Annotated in this window: 13 protein-coding genes; 10 read left to right on the forward strand and 3 right to left on the reverse strand. The window is 60.5% G+C overall.

Annotated elements, in window-relative coordinates; genetic code table 11:
* Nucleotides 1–488 precede the first annotated feature (488 nt).
* The 3 genes from AC1D75_RS26925 (at nt 489) to AC1D75_RS26935 (ending at nt 6,814) form a co-directional block, all read left to right on the forward strand.
* Nucleotides 489–2,519 (forward strand): McrB family protein, encoded by a 2,031-nt coding sequence (locus AC1D75_RS26925; protein WP_495518367.1) that lies wholly within the window; start codon nt 489–491, stop codon nt 2,517–2,519.
* Nucleotides 2,520–2,521: 2 nt separating this feature from the next.
* Nucleotides 2,522–4,684 (forward strand): DUF2357 domain-containing protein, encoded by a 2,163-nt coding sequence (locus AC1D75_RS26930; protein ID WP_495518368.1) that lies wholly within the window; start codon nt 2,522–2,524, stop codon nt 4,682–4,684.
* 279 nt (nt 4,685–4,963) lie between these two features.
* Nucleotides 4,964–6,814, forward strand: a complete 1,851-nt coding sequence (locus AC1D75_RS26935; protein ID WP_495518369.1) for a DNA/RNA helicase domain-containing protein — start codon at nt 4,964–4,966, stop codon at nt 6,812–6,814.
* A 604-nt stretch (nt 6,815–7,418) separates the two neighbouring features.
* Here the strand turns inward: AC1D75_RS26935 and AC1D75_RS26940 are convergent.
* Both AC1D75_RS26940 and AC1D75_RS26945 read right to left on the reverse strand, forming a co-directional pair.
* The gene (locus AC1D75_RS26940) at nt 7,419–8,495 is read right to left on the reverse strand and encodes a hypothetical protein (protein WP_495518370.1); all 1,077 of its coding nucleotides are present in this window, start codon (nt 8,493–8,495) and stop codon (nt 7,419–7,421) included.
* 77 nt (nt 8,496–8,572) lie between these two features.
* Nucleotides 8,573–9,025 (reverse strand): hypothetical protein, encoded by a 453-nt coding sequence (locus AC1D75_RS26945; protein ID WP_495518371.1) that lies wholly within the window; start codon nt 9,023–9,025, stop codon nt 8,573–8,575.
* Nucleotides 9,026–9,176: 151 nt separating this feature from the next.
* Here AC1D75_RS26945 and AC1D75_RS26950 point away from each other — a divergent pair, with 151 nt between their 5' ends.
* The 4 genes from AC1D75_RS26950 (at nt 9,177) to AC1D75_RS26965 (ending at nt 12,645) form a co-directional block, all read left to right on the forward strand.
* Nucleotides 9,177–9,575 carry a hypothetical protein gene (locus AC1D75_RS26950; protein WP_495518372.1) on the forward strand — a complete coding sequence of 133 codons (399 nt, stop codon included), beginning with the start codon at nt 9,177–9,179 and terminating at the stop codon, nt 9,573–9,575.
* Complete coding sequence (locus AC1D75_RS26955) at nt 9,575–11,416, forward strand: alpha/beta hydrolase (protein ID WP_495518373.1); 1,842 nt, start codon at nt 9,575–9,577, stop codon at nt 11,414–11,416. Before AC1D75_RS26950 ends, AC1D75_RS26955 begins: the two co-directional genes overlap by 1 nt.
* Entirely contained in the window at nt 11,406–11,924 is a 519-nt protein-coding gene (locus AC1D75_RS26960) for a hypothetical protein (protein WP_495518374.1), read from the forward strand. Before AC1D75_RS26955 ends, AC1D75_RS26960 begins: the two co-directional genes overlap by 11 nt.
* Before the next feature lie 133 nt (nt 11,925–12,057).
* Complete coding sequence (locus AC1D75_RS26965; protein WP_495518375.1) at nt 12,058–12,645, forward strand: hypothetical protein; 588 nt, start codon at nt 12,058–12,060, stop codon at nt 12,643–12,645.
* A 257-nt stretch (nt 12,646–12,902) separates the two neighbouring features.
* Here AC1D75_RS26965 and AC1D75_RS26970 read toward each other — a convergent pair whose 3' ends face one another.
* Nucleotides 12,903–14,138: an IS30 family transposase gene (locus tag AC1D75_RS26970; protein ID WP_495518433.1), complete on the reverse strand. Its 1,236-nt coding sequence runs from the start codon at nt 14,136–14,138 to the stop codon at nt 12,903–12,905.
* Between the two features lie 656 nt (nt 14,139–14,794).
* Here AC1D75_RS26970 and AC1D75_RS26975 point away from each other — a divergent pair.
* From AC1D75_RS26975 to AC1D75_RS26985, 3 genes are all read left to right on the forward strand, one after another.
* Entirely contained in the window at nt 14,795–15,961 is a 1,167-nt protein-coding gene (locus tag AC1D75_RS26975; RefSeq protein WP_495518376.1) for an ABC transporter ATP-binding protein, read from the forward strand.
* A 73-nt stretch (nt 15,962–16,034) separates the two neighbouring features.
* On the forward strand, nt 16,035–17,336 hold the full coding sequence (locus AC1D75_RS26980) for an ABC transporter substrate-binding protein (protein ID WP_495518377.1): 1,302 nt from the start codon (nt 16,035–16,037) through the stop codon (nt 17,334–17,336).
* Nucleotides 17,333–18,196, forward strand: a complete 864-nt coding sequence (locus tag AC1D75_RS26985; RefSeq protein WP_495518378.1) for a metallophosphoesterase — start codon at nt 17,333–17,335, stop codon at nt 18,194–18,196. The genes AC1D75_RS26980 and AC1D75_RS26985 overlap by 4 nt, the downstream gene beginning before the upstream one ends.
* Nucleotide 18,197 lies beyond the last annotated feature (1 nt).

The raw sequence follows: 18,197 nt of genomic DNA on the forward strand, positions 1-18,197 counted from the left end.
ACTGGGATTACTTGGCTGCAGTGGCCAGCCAGCATCACCGACCGGATGGGCTGTCAATACTTAACCTCGACCGGACGATACCGACATCCCCGTCACGATATCGGCGCCGTTCGGTGCAATGGCCTAAGTCTTGAACGAACCGCCGGTTCTATTCGTCACGGCAGCCCGGACACGTCGACATAGACACCTAATCATCGTCGGCTTGGACCCGGCAGACTCGTTAACGAGTTGCACCGGCGCCCGAGCACTGCTCGACCACCAGATCGCCTCGGCGGGAACGAACTCGAGCTAGGCCACGAACCCAAGGTGACCCAACGCCGTATCGCGAACAGGTCCTTCGTCCCCAATCTCGATGGCGAACCACTCTTCTCGTAGACAGGAACGAGATGGCCACGCGACCGATAGGCGACGACCCGATGGCGCGGGCCGACGAAAAATCCATGGGGTGTGCATAAGATTGTGCCCATGCGTCGCATGGAATCAATATAATGGCTCTTGGCGTTCTGTCGCGAGATGCAATCGAACGTGCGATTGCTGAGTACGACGAACTCGGTCGAGACGCGTTTCTCAGCAAGCATGGGTTTGGTCGCGCAACGGCATATGCACTGGTAGTGGATGGGCGCGAGTACGACCCGAAAGCCATTGCCGGGGTCGCGTACGGCTTCGACCATCCCAACGAGGGCACGCTGAAGAACACCGACTTCAACGGTGGCGTTCAGCTGCGCGGTGCGTACCAGCCAGCCGGGTTTGATGTCGTCCTGCGAACAAATCCAGGCGATTCGGTCCTCCAGGGCCTTCTCGAACATTTCATGACTGAGTACAGCGACGCGCGGCTCGAAAAGTTCGGCGGTTCGCACCCCGTCATCGCCACGCTTCGATCACTCGAACAGCACATTGCACAAAGCGGTCCACTATTGGCCCGTCCTAACGTGAAGGCGAAATATTCGGCTGGACAGGGCAACTGGGCTGCCGCGCCTTGGATTGCACTACTGGATACGCGGATCACCTCGTCGACACAGAGCGGCGTATATCCAGTACTCCTCTTTCGAGAGGACATGTCCGGCGTCTACGTGACTGTGGCGCAGGGTACCCAAGAGTTAAGAAGATCCGGGAAAGAACACATGCTTAAGCAGCTTGAGGCGACCGCCTCACGGGTGAGAGCATTGGCCAGCAGCGAGCTGACCGATCGTTCATTCAAACCGGATAACTCGATCTCTCTGGGCGAGGGAACCTTAGCGCGCGACTACGCAGCGAGCACCATCGTGCACAAACTCTATGAGCGGGGATCCGTGCCTGAAGATGCCGAGATTCTTCGCGATCTTGACACCGTCCTTGACTTGTCTGACAGCAATATTGAGGACATTCAGCGGTCTACCGATGTGCCGGCACGCGTGTCAACCCTCGAGGACATCGCCACAGCCTTTCGTTTGGCGGTAGACTCATCGGGTCTTCGAGTGCGTACCGGCCACGGGGATCCCGTCGTCGCGCTGCTTGCGGCGTTGGTGACTAAGCCATTCATAATTCTGTCCGGGATGTCCGGGAGCGGTAAGACGCAGTTGGCGCTACGGCTCGGTGAGTGGTTCGGATCCGGCCCGAACGGTCGGCGCTTCCTGCCGGTGGCTGTCCGCCCAGACTGGACTGGACCGGAAGCACTGTTCGGCTATGAGGACGCATTGCGTCCGCCAGTCGAGGGCCGAGCCGCCTGGTTCGTACCTGACACCCTGCGGTTCCTACTAGCTGCGGTCGAAGAGCCCGATATGCCTCATCTTCTACTGCTCGATGAGATGAACCTGGCGCACGTCGAGAGGTATTTCTCTGATTTCCTTTCCGGCTTTGAGTCCCGCGATGCTATTCTCCCTAATCTGACGCTGGGAACCGACGGTGAATGGCGCCTGCGAAGCTTGGATGAGCGCCTTATTCCGTTGCCGCGTAACGTATTTGTAGTTGGCACAGTGAACGTCGACGAGACCACTTACCAGTTCTCGCCCAAAGTTCTGGACCGCGCGACGACCTTCGAGGTTCGGACGAGCACGCAAGATCTTGCCGACGATATCGTGCGGCCGAGTGCGGTCCTTCCAGCCGAGGTTCCTCACCTCCGGGGCCTGGTGGACTTAGTCTTGGACGACACGTGGCAACAGCAAAGTATGGGGAGGGCCGCGATCGCGCTCGCCCTCCGTGACTTGCACCAGCGGCTAACTGTGACGGACGACGAGTTCGGCCATCGAGTTTTCTACGAAAGCTTGAGATACGCCGCAGCGCTCGAACAGCTCGGCGTCACTGAACGCAACCAGGCGCTCGATCATATTCTTCTCCTCAAGGTCCTGCCGAAGGTCCATGGATCTCGACGGCGAGCGGAGCCCGTGTTAAAGCAGTTGGCGGCCTTCGCCATTGATCCTGACGGAGATCATGAGTACTCGTCCACTGACCCATCTGAGGCGGCTCTGCCGCTCAGCGCCTCGAAGCTTCGGCGCATGCTGCGCTCCGCAGAAATTAATCAATTCGTGAGCTTTACGGATTGATCGTGGACCCAGCCATAGTCGAGTTAACTGCGGATGGCCTGCGGGGCAATCTCGTCATCTCGCGCCTACCCCGTGCGGGGCTCGGCCCTGAACTGAATGTTCGAAATGGAACTGTGGAGGTCAGGGAGGGCGGCGTCTATCGGTTCAAACTCGATGTCGCTGAGTGCATTCAACAAATTGAGCCGGCCGAGCTGTTCGACAGCGACGACGCGACTAGCGCAAGCGGACGGTTAGTCCCGGGTGAGTCAGTCGGCGTCGTTTCGGTCGTGGTAACCACCATCAGCGGAGCGAAATTTCGTGGACGATTCGACGTACGCAGCGCAAAGTTCTCCGACGACCAAGCGTTCGGACGGATGCTGGCGGACTTGGCGGAGCTCTCGATAGAGGCAATGCACCAGGGGTTCGCGCCAAGCTCCGGGGAGTTCGGAAGCGACACCGGCGGCTCACCGCGGCTGCTCTACCAACAGTTCGCTGTTCTTCAGTCCCTCTTGGTGGGCTCAGATCTTTCATGGGCCATCACTCAAATCCTCGGCGACCCACACCGGTCATGGGAAACCCACTTCGAACCACGCTCCCCTGGGCGACCGTTGCGCGGTTCCTCGAGGCTCGGAAGCCAGCTCGGCCAGCCGGGCCCGCGGGTCGCCACCCCACGGGGACGTCTGTCCTCCATGCCTCGCGTCCTGTTCGTCGAGCGGACCGAAGACACGGTCGACACGATCGCGAATCGGTTTGTCCGCTTTGTCTTAGAGCGTTGGCGAGCGATCGCGGCCGCGGTGGTCTTGCAGGCAGACGCGCTTGGTGGTACAGCCAAAAGACGCGGCGTGCAGCAAGCAGCGGAGGTTGTCACGTCACTTGACGAGTTCTTGACTGCGCCGCTGTTCCGGGAAGTTGCTCGCCTCTCAGTTTTTCCCGGCGACAACCAGGTGCTACGTCGACGCGAGGGTTATCGCCAGTTGTATTCCGCATGGGCACTGGTCGAGGGCACTGTGGGGCTGGAGATGGATCTTCAAGACCCGCTCCTCGTGTCCCGGAGGAGTATTGCGACGCTGTATGAGTATTGGACTTTCACACAGCTTGCGAGTGCAGTCGCGAAAGCCTGCGGGGACCGCGAAATCGCCCGGGAGCTCTTCCGGCCGTCAGCCAACGGAATGTCATTGGTCTTAAAAGCTGGAGCCACAACGCGACTGAAGTTCGAGGCCGACGTATCAGGTGAGACGGTCCTCATTGATCTCTTCTTCAACAGGGAGTTTCGGCAGTCGAGCTGGACACGTCCGATGCGACCCGATGCGAGCCTGGTCGTGCGCACAACTGGGGGCGACGAGGTTTGGCTCCACTTTGACGCCAAGTATCGCGTCGATTGGTCAATCCCCTTCGATACGGGCGAGGTTGACGAGGAAGAGGAAGCCGAGCGTGCCATCGGCACGAGTAAAAGAACAGACTTACTGAAAATGCACGCCTATCGAGACGCGATCCGGAACTCCGCCGGGTCGTACGTACTTTTTCCCGGTTCGAAATCCGCCGAGTTCACCTATGCGAACGACGAATTCCTTCCCGGGCTCGGAGCCTTCCCACTCCGGCCGCACGCCAGCCAGGACGACACCACCGTGCTTATCGATTTTGTGTCTCGCGCGATACGCCATGTCGCGGCCGATGGAACTAGACACCGACGCGCAACGTACTGGGCGGCGCGCGCCTACGCGGGAGAAGGAACCGAGCAGCCCGCAGCAGGTTCACCAGTCGGAGAGCTGCCCCCGGCAGACACTGCCGTTCTTCTCGGTCACGTCCGATCAGACGCGCAGTGGCAATGGATTCGTCGAGTAGGCCTTTACAATCTGCGGTCCGGTGACCGGCGAGGCGCGATAGGACGCGACCAGAGGGAGCTCGACGGGCCGTTGCTATTGCTATACGGCCACGAGGATGCCAACTCTCGCTTGGCGCTCTACGAACGAACTGCTGATTGGGACGGCGTCACCGGTGAGGCGTTGCGACGCCTTGGTTACCCGGAACCGCAGGGAGATACGTACCTGGTCACTCGTATACGGCCGTTGCAAGCTCCCATCTGGTTGGACGAAATCGATATTTCACGGTTGATTCCTAGCGGCTGGATGCCAGGTCGTCCGTACTCCACGACATGGCTAGATGTGGTGTTGTCGACGCAAGACTGAACCCTGAGAATCAACAGAGAACGCCGGAATGCTGGCGAGATCGCACACATACTTTCCGACGTCAAACATTGCGATCTCAGAGATCGACCGACTCAGTCACTAGTCGCGGCCGGATAAGTGCGCATACCTGAAGTTTTGCCACACACGCCGCCGGCCCAGCTTTGAAAGTCAGAGACGACAGATACGATCGACCAGTAATCCGTTTCGGCCCGACAGCACGCGTCTATATGACAAGGCTCCACCCGTACGGGAAGACTTTCATGCCTTCCTGGAGCCATCTTGCCGTTGTACCGCAATTCTGTCGCTGGCGTTCGATCCCAGATCGAGTCCGAAAGTCTCGTTCCCGTCTTGACTGAACAGTTCCGATTCAAGATCGGATACAGCCCGTCTCCGGCGGAAATCCGCTCGTGGGAGCGGAGCCTCGCAGTCCTGGTTCGCGACCTCGTCGATGCCGGGCTCGACAAGGCTGAACTGCTCGTCGAGTACCAACTGCCGTTGACCAGCAAGCGCGCAGACGCAGTCATCTGCGGCATTCATCCCAAGACCGGATTGCCCTCCTATGTCGTGGTCGAACTGAAGCAATGGAGCCGTGCGTCCGCTCTCGCCGGTACACCAGACGTCGTACTACTTGATGGCGCCGGCGAACGACTCCACCCCGTGGAACAGGTCCGGCGCTACTGCACCCACCTGAGCGACTTCATCTCTTCGCTTGGCGGAAGTACTGATCAGCTCGCCGGTGTCGCATACTTGCACAACGCCACCGATGCTGACATCAAAGATCTCTGGCAGCTTCCGCAGTCCGATACCGGACGGCTCTTTACCGGCCAACGACGCGGAGAACTGCTGAAGTACTTCCAGAGCAAGCTCTCGAGCAAACCCGGCGCGGACGCCGCCGACCAGTTGCTGTCGTCGGCAGTCCGTCCGAGCAAACAACTCATGGCCCTCGCCGCGGATGAAGTCCAGCGCCGCGAACAGTTCGTGCTCCTCGACGAGCAACAGACTGCCTACTCATTGGTCCTGCGCGCAGTCGACGAGTCTTACCGCTCCAACACAAAAGAAGTCATCATCGTCACCGGCGGTCCGGGATCAGGCAAGTCCGTCGTCGCACTGAGTCTGCTCGGTGAACTTTCGCGACGCGGTCGCACTGCACTGCACGCAACCGGATCGTCGGCGTTCACGATGACGCTGCGTCGAGTCGCCGGCGCCCGAGCTCCGCGCGTCAAACAGATGTTCAAGTACTACAACCAATTCATCGACGCCGAACCCAACGACATCGATGTGCTTATCAACGACGAAGCCCACCGAGTCAAGGAGACGTCGACCAACCGATACACGAAGGCAGCACTACGTACCGGTCGTCCCCAGGTTGAGGAGCTGATCGACGCGGCACGCGTACCGGTATTCCTCCTGGACGAATACCAGGTCGTGCGGCCGTCCGAACGCGGCACAGTTGCCGATATCCGAGGTGCCGCTGAGCGGATGGGCTGCAAGGTTCGGCTGGTACCACTCGACGGGCAGTTCCGCTGCGGTGGCAGCCGCGCGTACGAAAACTGGGTGCTCCGCCTCCTTGGCCTGGAGTCGGGTGGCCCAATCAAATGGACCGGCGACGAAGCGTTCTCGGTGCGGGTCTCCGACTCACCCTCGCTCGTCGAACATCAGCTTCGATCCCTCCTCGACCAAGGCTATTCCGCGCGGATTGCAGCCGGTTATTGCTGGACGTGGAGCGACCCCGTCAAGGGTGGTGGACTCGTCGACGACGTGGTGATCGGCGACTGGAAGCGCCCGTGGAACAACAAAAAGGCCACATCCCACGATGGCGCACCAGGCACACCTTACTGGGCATCCGATCCTGCGGGCTTCGATCAGGTTGGATGTGTCTACACCGCACAGGGTTTCGAGTACGACTACGGTGCCGTCATATTCGGTCCCGACCTGGTGTGGCGCACTGACCGCTGGGTAGCCCGGCCGGAGTTCAACCACGACACTCAGGTCAAACGGGGCAACCCCGCAGGATTCGACCGCGCAATTCGGAACACCTACAAAGTGCTCCTGACCCGCGGGATGCGCGGAATGACCCTGTACTCAACGGATGCTGAAACACACGCACTGCTTCAAACACTCGTTCCGTAGCTCAGGTCTCTGCCGTGATTTCAGTGATCGTGACCCAAACCCTCGATCTTAGGAGCAGCCATGCCGACAGTCTTGACCACCTACAACGCAGTGACGGGCCCGGCGCAAGACAACCTACGGTGGGGACTCAGGAAGGGGCGATGGGGCTTCCCCAACTCCCAATCAATTCAGATACCGGCATAGATTTCGCGTGGCACGTACTGGGCACCAAAGCCAGCGGATTGCACATGGACCGCGTTCAAAGCGCGATCTCGGGGTCACCGGCAAGATCGATCTCTACTTGTTCAGAGTCGCAACACCCCTCAAAGAATTCGACACGCCATTCTGGCCAGACGAAGTGCATTCGGGAAAAGTGCTCTACCCGTACCGATTTGACATCGATCTGGTAGCCAAAGCCCAACAGACACCGACCCAGGTCTTCGGCTGTGAACTCCGAATCCTCGACAACGTCGTGTAGCAGTGCCGCCGCGACCATAATTGCATTCGGGGGTCAATCCGACGTGCCACCGACCGTGAATGGTCGATGTAGTCGTGGCCGAGCTTGTCCGTCTGACCGCGATGTGCTTGGACCGCGATCGCATCGGCAATCGCAACGATATCCGGTTCAGTTCTCTGACTGGTTTCGCTCATTGATGATTCCTCTTTGTTGCTGTTCGACGATCCATCGATGACGCGCCAACTGCTCTGTCTCCACCCGGTCGCATAGCTCGCGCAGCGGCGCATCTTTGTTCTCCGCTGCCAGTTTTGCGAGCGCTTCGTACTTGTTCAGATTCGAACCGAAGCGCGAGACGAGATAGTTGCCCTCCTCCCCATCGATCGAATACCCCAGTGGCACAGTGCCTGCCTCGCCAAAGATCAGCAGCCGGTCGGACACCCAGCTCCTCGGCGGCGTGTACCCCGGGTTGATGTATGCCCGCAGGATGGGACGCAGTACCGAAAGCACTTGACCCAACTCTGGGTCGCTGTGGTGATACACCGATGCGGTGCGCCCGAGCGTCAACAAATACTGCGCCGTGCTGAAGTCCGCATCCTCGGGGCGGGCGGCGACAGAGCCCCGCCCAAACAGACAAGCCTTCAGCGTCAGCAACTGATCGACCCGATCCGATCGCCGAGCCTCCTCGGATCGCGCGATCAAGCCGTCCGTGCTGAGGATACGTTCGACAACGTTGTTAGCCTTGCGGTTGCGCTCCTCATCGTCGTCGCGCGCCGCCTGTCGATAGCGTTCGATCAGCGCCAGTTCCCGCTTTCCGACGTGTTCGTCCCGCGACGACCCGGGCGGCGCTTCAGCCACAATCTCTTGGCAGACCAGATCGCTGCCTCCAAAGCGAGTCACCGCACGCAGCAGATCAATTCGGCGCAGTTGGTCCGCATCAAGACGAGTGCGTAGCAATCCGATGCGACCCGCCGGGACGTCTGGGCGCACTAGATACAGCGCCACACTGTCCGCAAGCCGGTCCGATGTCGCGTTGGCCGTCCACTTTCCCGGAATCTTCATCGCCGATTTGATCAATGCATCGTCCCGCCACAGGCACTCCCATGCTTGTTGGTCCGTCAGATCGGGTCGAGGCACAAGATCGCGCCACGGCTGAAGGAACGGGCTGACCGTGACGGCCATCCGAGCAATCAGCCGCGGCGGCAATGTGACTGCGGCTCTGCACAATGCGGGCATCAGATTCTCCATAGCGCTCCTTGCAGGCCGGACTTCCGAAACAGCGATGTCGACGCGGTTGGGACGCCTGCGACGCCGAAGTCGCGGCGCTAGTCCCCCGCCGGCGGGAGAAGCTCGTCCGGGTAGCGGTATTCGCAGCTGAGATCGTTGGGCGAGCGTGTTCCGCAGTTGTCGCGGAACCAGGTGACGCAGGCGTCTGCAACCAACAGCGGGTCACGGCTGAATAGGTAGCCGTCGGTGCAGTCCTCGAAGTTGTCGTTGAAGAACCATCGGTTCAGGGGCAGCTTGTCGGACGAGTAGTCGGCAATCAATAAGTGTCCGAGCACCGTTCGCGACCGCCGGAGCATCATCACACCGTCCGCCAGCATCTGGACCTGAACACAGGCAACGTCTTCTTCGTCCTCGTCATCATCGTGATAGATGTAGCCACTCGGACCCATCTCGAAGATGAAGCCGACTGGCTTGTCGGTGAGTGACTCGACGATCCAGGTCGCCATGTCCAACCACTCCTGCACGAACGACGTCTGGTCCGATTCGTCCACGGTGGCCTCCCCTCAACCGATCTCTGATGACAAGATAGCGCCGACTACCGACAGTTCTCTGCAACAACGACGTCTAGTCGTCAACCCATACCGAGGATCCGATCGAGTTCCGGACTTCCAGATATAGTGAACGGGCGGTGGGGACCGCGACGTGAAATGGCTGGCGACGCTGGCCGGAGATTTGGGGGGCACACTTATGGCGCCAAAACCGACACCGCCACCTACGGTTGCGGCCACACCGGGGGCGGTTCCGCAGCCACCTCCCGAGTTCGGTATCGATTTTGATGAAATCGCCAAGGTCTCGTCTGCTTGGTCTGGCAGTGCCGAAACGATCGGAGAGTTGAACTTCTCTACCGCTGCCGACGTCGTAGGCGAGGGAAGCGACACCTTCAGCGCCGCCCAAGCCTGCGATGATCCGGCATCTCAAGCGGTGAAGTCAATCAGCACCAGGGTTCACGCGATGGCGTCATTGGTCTCGGCGTTTGCCAACAACACCAACACCACCGATGCAAAGTCCGCTGATGCACTGAACAACCTCGTCCCCCGTTGATGAGACCAACCATCAGCCAGCTGAAAGGCTGGGATCTCGGCGGGTTGGGGTCAGCAGCAACCACTTTCGCCGCCAACGCAGCGAACCTCGACGGCGCGCTTGACCAAGTCCAACGCGCGATGGACAACGCTGGGCAATGGCAAGGAGAAACCCAAGTCGCTGCGAAGGCAAAGGTTGGCGAAGAGATAGATCACGGACACGAGGTCCGCAATGTGCTCAACCGGCTCTCGGACGCGCTCGGCGACGCCGAGCGTGAACTAACGCACGCACGGTCGTACACTCTGGCCAACGTCGATTCAGCTGTAGCTCAGGGCTTTTCCGTCTCAGACGGCGGCACAGCCACACACCCTAACCCCGACCGTAGCGCCGATGCTGACCACCTCACCTTCACGATCGGCAGTGGCCTGGACGAAGTCGAACGACTCGACACCAGCTATGGGACCACAATTGCCGAGGCCTCACATGACCTCGGTGCGATGGCCAACGGCCAACCAGACATCACGCTTCCCAGCGGACAGCGAGCTGACCCTGACGTCGTCGTTGCCGGCTTGGGAGCGATGACCGCCGACCAACGTGCGGCCTTCCTGGCTTCTCTCAGTTCACGCGATCTCCAAGCACTAATCGACACGAATCCGGAGGCGATGGGCAATACCGACGGGGTCCCCTTCCCCGCTCGCATTGCCGCGAACGAAATCAACGTCCGAAACGCTCTCATTGACGAACGTCAAAAGCCGAACCCGAACGAAGCCCGTATCAACCAACTCAAGGCGATGCTCGCGCCGGTCAAGAACCCCGACACCGCTGACAAGCGGGACCAGGCTCCGATCTTCGAAGGCCCCGGCAGCACCGCAAACGACGGGGCGATAAACAGGCAATTCATCGCTTTTGCACCCGATGGAAGCGGGCGGATGATCGAGATGATCGGCACCATCCATCCCGGCAACAAGGGTGTGGGCGTGTACGTACCCGGCACTGGAACGAATCTTAACGCCAGCAGCACCAACCACAACGCAGCCTGGAACCTTGCCCAGCGCAGCGATTCGCCGGTGTTTCTATACATGAATGGCGAACTTCCACAGGACCTTTTGACCGAAGCCCCGTTCCCCGGTGATGCCAGAAGCATGGCGCCCGGGCTCGTCGAATTCGGAAAGGAAGTCGACCGCGCAGTGAGCGCCGATGCGCCCGGCACGCCGGTCACCTACATCGGCCACTCTTACGGTGGCTCTGTGGTCGGTTCCGCCGAACAGCTGGGCCTGAGAGCTGATCGAATCCTCTACGCCTCGTCTGCAGGAACCGGGGTGTACGACGGACCGTGGGTTAACGCGAATCCCGAAGTTCAACGTTTCTCGATGACAGCGCCCGGCGACATCATCGGTGCAACGCAGTCCATCGATGACCGACTCAATCCACACGGATCTGACCCCGACGAAATGCCCGGGATCACAAGACTCGACACCGGCTACTACGGCGAGAACAACAAAGACCATCCCGGCGAAGTGATTTTCGGTCCCGATGGCCACGGAGGTTACTGGAACGACCCCAATTCTACGGCGTTCGAAAATATGGCCGGAGTGATCAGCGGAGGCGAGGTCACCGGCTATGTAGAGCGTGGCATCGAATCCAACAACATCGACATGGACATCGGCGACGAAGGCGACGGGCTCGATGAAGGTATCGATGGCGCAAAAGGGCAGGTGTTGCCACTCATTTCCGGGCTGAACCTTCCTGGCATCCCCGGGATTGTTCCGCCGATCCCAATCCCCGAGTTCGCCGAGGACCCTTACAGCAACCCGCGCGTGACCGACAATTCAGAGTTGGGACCGACTATCGATGTCAAGTAATGCCATCCCCACGCAACTGCAACGCGGCCTTTCTTCAATAACAGTTTTCGCAATTGTGACTGCCGTGCTATCTGCAGGCTGTTCACAATCCGATGGCAACGAGGCCAACAAGACCGCGATCGAATCGGAAGCTGAGGCCCGCACCATCGTGACCGACAACGTTAGGTTGATGTTCCCGGGAATCGCGACTATCACGCCGCAGAATGCCACATTGACGCCCTGCGGCAACTACGACAAGAACGCCATCGGGGAGGGTCCACCGTGGAGCGCCGAAGCATCTCAATCGCTGGCTGGACCGGGCCAGGTCTCAGAAGCGATCCGACGTCTTGACGCTCTCGCTGAATCGGGCTATCGCCTTCGGCCGCATGGTCCACTACCGACACTCCCAGAAGAGAAGGCCTACGAAGACAAGCGCGGCGTCACGATAGGCATCACGGCAACAAAGCTCCCCGACAGCGTCTACTTCTCCGTCTTCTCCAGCACCCCCTGCACTATTGACGAACCGTGACGTACGACGCAGGGACTGTGGTATCAATCCGGCCGTGAGGTCGAGCAACAATCTGGGGAACGATGGTATTGAGCCGACACTCGCCTGCCCGGCTGCGCCCGGAGCTGATCTGCGGCCTCCGGCGGCGTGCAGAATGATCACGCCAGCCGATCGAAAAGTACGATGCTACAGCGCATTCCGCCAACCTGAAGCTGAGACGTCCGCGTTGTCGGATGAGAGCAGGCTCCGCCGCCTGAAGTACAGCTCGGCCAGACTCTGCTTGGTCGCTACTGTGCTCCTGCTGGCAGGTTGCTCGTCTGCCGACCAGAATGACGTAGAGAGCGACGCGTCAAATACATCCGAAGCCGAGGCCCGCACCATCGTGACCGACAACGTCCGACTGATCTTCCCCGGCACCACCGCCATCGCACCTCAGAACGCCTCGCTGACCCCGTGCAGCAACTACCGCAAGAACGCTATCGGGGAGGGCCCTCCCTGGAGCGTCCGGACATCTGAACTTCTGGCGCGCCCCGAGCAGATTGCGGAAGCCGTCGAACGTATCGAGGCTCTCGCCGAATCTGGCTATCGACTTCAACCGCGAGGTCCAATGTCGTCGTACCCGGAGGAGAAAGTCTACAAAGACGACCGCGGCGTCAGAATCGGCATTTCTGCGAGAAAGCTGCCTGATAGCGTCTACTTCTCCGTCTTCTCCAGCACCCCATGCACAATCGACGAACCCTGACGTACATTGGCTCTCCCGGCTCGATCCCCCATTGCTCGCGGCGGCAACTCGTTGAACCCTAGGCCCGCTGCACGATCAGCGGCGTGCGGCCGTCCGTGGTCCTAGTATTGCCGCCGCGATCTGAGAGTCGCCACCAGATGACGAAGCAGCGCGATCGCGATACCCACCACAGGAACCGAGGCATAACAGGTTCCGATGAAGGTAATCGTGTCGGCTCCGGTCCAAAATTAAGCAGGTAAATCCGGGGCGGGTTCTAGTCAACGTCGCAACACCGACTGATTTCCTGAGGCTAACAGGACAGCGAATCGCTCGGCCGGTGTGCAACCGTCGAGGACCAACCGCGGCCGGTTGTTGAGCTCATCTTCAACCGCCCGCAGATGATCGACAGAGTGAATCCTTAAGTCCGTTCCTTTGGGAAAGTAGTCGCGCAGCAGACCGTTCGTGTTCTCGTTGCTTCCCCGCTGCCACGGCGAGTGTGAGTCGCAGAAATAGACTTGAACGCCAAGGCTTTTCGATATTTCGATGTGCCGAGCCATCTCGGTTCCTTGGTCCCAGGTGATGGACCGGAACACCTTCGGTGGCAGGTCTGCCATCCGTGCTCGCAACGACTCATGGAGAGCTTCGCCTTGTCGGCACGGAAGGTGCAAAAGCCGCACCATCCTTGATTGGCGTTCCACCAGGGTGCCGATGGCCGATCCCTGATCTTTGCCGACGATGAGGTCGCCTTCCCAATGTCCCGCCTCCGAGCGGTCTTTCGGATCAAACGGGCGCTGGTGCACGCTCAACATCGGTTGCTGAAACCTCGGCCGACGCTTGTGCATATTCGAGTGGGCCCGTCGATGATCACATCCGGTACGCAGCGGGGATCGGCGGTGCGGGGCCAGCGGGGACGGCCGCATCAGTTCCGATCCTGGCTGGTAGAGGGCCTGGTAGATGCTCTCGTGGCACAGCCACATCGCCGGATCGGACGGGAACCGGATCCGCAGATGGCGGCTGATCTGCGCAGGACTCCATCGCTGGGCAAGCAGTTCAGCCACGATCAGCCCCAGTTGCTCATTGGTGGCCAATCGCCTCGGGTGTCGACGCTCGCGCCGTGCCGTTGCCCGACGATGAGCCTCGAACGGTTGATATTCGGCCGAAGACGCTGCATTGCGGCGTAATTCGCGCGAGATCGTGGACGGCGCCCGTCCCAAGACCGTGGCGATGTGCCGAATGCTGTGCCCAGCCCTGCGTAGGTCGGCGATCTCTATTCGCTCATCTTGCGACAAGAAGCGCGGGCTGACTTCGCGGACCATCAACCGGTCCAGCGCCGGCACGAAGCCGACAGCCTTGCCGCCGCGGTAAGTCTTGTGCCCACGCGACCAGTTGTTTCCGTCGGTCCTAGATACGCCGACTTCTCGGGCGGCAGCCACGACGCTCCACCCGCGGGCACGCAGTTCCATGAACCGACGACGTTTGGCCGACTGCGGACGACGCCCCAGCCCCTTCTTCACACGACGAGACAATGTCAACACACCTCCAGAATCTAGCGAAGTGTTGCGACCAGCCCTAGAAACCACCCCGGACACAGCAGCGCACTTTGGACCGGAGCTGACAGCGAGTGGACCCCATTCCCACTGGGTCGCTTCATGACTCACCAACGTAGACGACGTTCCGTCTCCGTTCGGCTCCACCGTGACGTCGCCCTCAACACCAATCCCTAACCTTTTCCCGAGCTCAGGTTGATAGGGCGGCCCTATAGTCGGCCAAATCAGAGACCGCAACAACCCTATCAAGGTGGCGCACCCCAACTGGGCTCCACCACCTCCTCCTGCAAAACGCGGAAGAAGTGGCCCTTCATCGTGGGTGGGATCGTGATCCTCTTTGTCATCATTGCCCTCGCCACCAGTGGGGGGTGAAGACGAGAAGGAGTCCGATACCGGGACAACCTCAACCGCTGCACCGCGCACCGTCCCGGTGCCGTCTGCCGAGCGCTATCCCTCTCGCGCAATCGACGCTCCCTATCGTCATCTCTCGGCACGCTCGCTTCGGTGACACTAACTGGGACAGCCCCTTTCAGGCAGTCAATAGCAGGTCACCGATGATCCGGCCTGCGCCGAAGAGAAGGAATTGCCTCGATGACCGCCTCCACGACAACACCAACCGTCGCATGAGCGAACTGTTCCTGAACGGGATGACAAAACGATTCAACGGCACCACTGTGCTGGATTCGATCGACCTCACCGTCCCCAGCGGGGAGTTCATGGTCCTCCTCGGCCCCAGTGGGTGTGGCAAGTCAACGCTGTTGCGCATCATCGCAGGTCTGGAGACGCCCACGGAGGGCACCGTGGTGATCGATGGCGCCGACGTCACCGATGTTCAACCACGAGAACGCAACCTGGCGATGGTGTTTCAGAGCTACGCGTTGTATCCACATCTGACCGTCGCAAAGAACATCGCCTTCCCGTTGAAGACGGCCAAGATTCCGAAACAGGAGACGAAAGAGGCCGTCGAACGCGTCGCCGCCTCGCTGGGATTGACCGAACTACTCACCCGCCGGCCGGGTCAACTCTCGGGTGGGCAGCGGCAGCGAGTTGCCCTCGCCCGCGCCATGGTCCGCGATCCCGACGCCTTCCTGATGGACGAACCCCTCTCCAACCTCGACGCCCGGCTCCGCGCCGTCACCCGTACAGAACTGATCGAACTCCACAAGCGGGTCAACAAGACGTTCTTGTATGTCACCCACGATCAGGTGGAGGCGATGACGATGGCCGACCGCATCGCTTTGCTGAACAAGGGCCGCATCGAGCAGGTCGGAACACCCGAAGAGTTATACGACAGCCCACAATCGGTATTCGTCGCCGCTTTCCTCGGCGCTCCGCCGATGAACCTCGTGGACGCCGACATCCGTGTCGAGGCCGGCCAATTGGTCGCGACCGTCGGAAACGTGGTTGTACCTCTGGGAATCAACGCCGCAAGCGATGAGGTCAACGCCCGCCGTTTGACGTTGGGTATCCGTCCAGAGCGTCTACGACTGGACGACCGCGCCGATCACGCTGGACAGGGTCTGGCCGAGAACACGGTGCGACTGCCCGCGGTGGTGACACTGACGGAGAATCTCGGTGGAGATGTGCTGGTGCACTGTGCTGTCAACTCGGTGACGTTGTGCGCGCGAACGTCTCGCGTGGGAGTCGCCCGCGGACTGCACGTCGGATCGGACATCACTCTCACCGCGGACACTGCCGATCTCCATCTGTTCGACCCCGAAAACGGCCGGCGGCTGCACTGGCAGTACCCGGCAGCACGGCCCGTCCATCCGCAACTCTCTTTCACCTAGGAGCACCGCTGTGAAGGCCAGACTCAAACTTGCCGTTCCATTGGTCGCGTCACTATTGACGCTCACCGGTTGTATGTTCAGTACATCCGACGACGAGACGACAACCTCGGCCATCCCGGAATTGGCTGCCGACCAGAAGGTCTCGATAGTTTTCGAGAGCTACAACTACGGCCTGGCGGGTGCCTGGACGGACACGTTCAACAGCCTGATCGCCGACTTCTCCAAAAAGCACCCGAACATCACTGTCACCCCGCAGAAGCCCGCAGGCAACAGCCCCAACCCGGCCACCGACACCGTATCGAGCATCCGCAACCAGATGACGGCCGGAAATCCCCCCGACGTCGCTCAGTTGGGGTTCTCGGACCTCGACTTCACCGTCAACCAACTGCAGGCGAAATCACTGGACGCCCTGGTCGGTGACGAGGCTGTGGAGCAGAACTTCGAGGGAGCAACGCATCCTTTCGCTTCGACCGCGCGCACGTTGAGCGACTGGGAGGACCAGACGTACGGCGTCCCATTCGTCTTCTCCACCCCGGTGTTCTATTACAACGCTTCACTTTTCGAGCAAGCCGGATTGGATCCGAACAATCCCCCGCGCACGTGGGATGACGTCGCCGTCGCTGCCAAGACGATCGCAGACAAGACGGGCAAGGGCGGTGCGTACATCGACTGCCTCACCAAGGCCGCCAAGGACTGGTGCTTCCAGAGTCTGGTGCGTTCGAATGGCGGCCGGGTCATCTCGGAGAACCGGGACACTCTGACGTTCGCCGATCCGGCGGCCGTCGAGGTGGTCAGCATGGCACAGCAGATGGTCAACTCGGGAGCGACGCCCACTCTGACCCAGAAGCAGGGCTACGAGGCGTTCGCCCGCGGTGAGATGGGGATGATCCTCGAATCGAGCTCCATCCAGGACCAATTCGTCAAGGGTGCCAAAGATAAATGGGATCTGCGGTCCACCACGATGCCGAGCTTCGGTGACAAGCCCGTCGTCCCGACCAACTCCGGGGCTTCGCTGTTCATCTTCTCGTCGGACCCCGCCAAGCAGCGCGCGTCGTGGGAGCTGATCAAGTTCCTGACAAGCGAACAGGCCTACGTGACGATCTCCAGTGGTATCGGCTACCTCCCCCTGCGTACCGGTTTGATGGATGACCCCGCAGGACTGAAGGATTGGGCGACCGAGAACCCCCTACTCGAACCCAATGTCGAACAACTGAAATCGATGGAGCCGTGGATCTCGATGCCGGGCAACGAATATCTGCAGATTCGTGACGGCATGATGTCGGCCGTCGAGTCTTCGGTTTACCAGGGCGCCGATCCTGCGACTGCGCTGACGGCCGCACAGGAGCAGGCCAACACGCTCCTCCCGGTTTCATGACGACGCCCGACCACACCGTCATCCAGCTCACCGACACCCATCTGAGCACCGGCGGCGACCTGATGCACGGAATGATGGACACCACACAGAATCTGCGCAAGGTACTCGATCACCTCGACGCGTGGGACGGTTCGGTGGACGCGATCATCGTGTCCGGCGATCTGGCCGATGCAGGGTCGCCCGAGGCCTACCGCACCCTGCGAACGATGTTGGAGCCCACCGCAGCTCGACTCGGAGCAACAGTGTGTTACGCGATGGGTAACCATGACGATCGGGCCGGATTTCGTCTCGGTCTGGATCTGAGTCGAAACGGTTCGACCGACCTGGGCGCGCCGTACGATGTGGCTCACCACATCGGGGGCCTCCGCATCGTCGTACTCGACAGCACAACGCCCGGGCGTCATGACGGTAGTCTCGAGGACAGCCAATTGGACTGGCTCGCTGAGGTTCTCAAAGATCGGGCGCCGGGCGGAACCCTGCTGGTGATACACCATCCCCCAGTGCATTCGCCGGTGGGTACCGTCGACTTCCTGAGGCTGACGGACCCGAGTGCGCTCGAATCCGCGATCGCAGGCTCTGATATCCGGATGATCCTGTGTGGTCATGCGCATTACACCGGCGCTTCGGCCCTATCGGGCATTCCGGTCTGGATCGGACCACCCCTGTCCTACCGCACCGATCCGTTGCCGCCGCAGGGAAGGCACCGCGCCGGTGTCGGTTTCGGGTTCAGTCGCATCGACTTCTTCGGTGCATCGGCGGTGGCCACGTCTGTCGACGTCGTCGGCGTCGACGACGTGTACAACGAACCTCAATCCGTTGCGCTCGAACGACTCTGGGCGCTCACCCCGAATGCGACCTGAC

The organism is Williamsia sp. Y712, assembly GCF_059445525.1.

What these genes read in the sequence shown, in the direction of transcription:
- AC1D75_RS26925 (WP_495518367.1), top strand. Translation starts at nt 489, where the DNA reads ATGGCTCTTGGCGTTCTGTCGCGAGATGCAATCGAACGTGCGATTGCT.
- AC1D75_RS26940 (WP_495518370.1), bottom strand. Translation starts at nt 8,495, where the DNA reads ATGGAGAATCTGATGCCCGCATTGTGCAGAGCCGCAGTCACATTGCCG.
- AC1D75_RS26955 (WP_495518373.1), top strand. Translation starts at nt 9,575, where the DNA reads ATGAGACCAACCATCAGCCAGCTGAAAGGCTGGGATCTCGGCGGGTTG.
- AC1D75_RS26960 (WP_495518374.1), top strand. Translation starts at nt 11,406, where the DNA reads ATGTCAAGTAATGCCATCCCCACGCAACTGCAACGCGGCCTTTCTTCA.
- AC1D75_RS26965 (WP_495518375.1), top strand. Translation starts at nt 12,058, where the DNA reads ATGATCACGCCAGCCGATCGAAAAGTACGATGCTACAGCGCATTCCGC.
- AC1D75_RS26975 (WP_495518376.1), top strand. Translation starts at nt 14,795, where the DNA reads ATGAGCGAACTGTTCCTGAACGGGATGACAAAACGATTCAACGGCACC.
- AC1D75_RS26980 (WP_495518377.1), top strand. Translation starts at nt 16,035, where the DNA reads ATGTTCAGTACATCCGACGACGAGACGACAACCTCGGCCATCCCGGAA.
- AC1D75_RS26985 (WP_495518378.1), top strand. Translation starts at nt 17,333, where the DNA reads ATGACGACGCCCGACCACACCGTCATCCAGCTCACCGACACCCATCTG.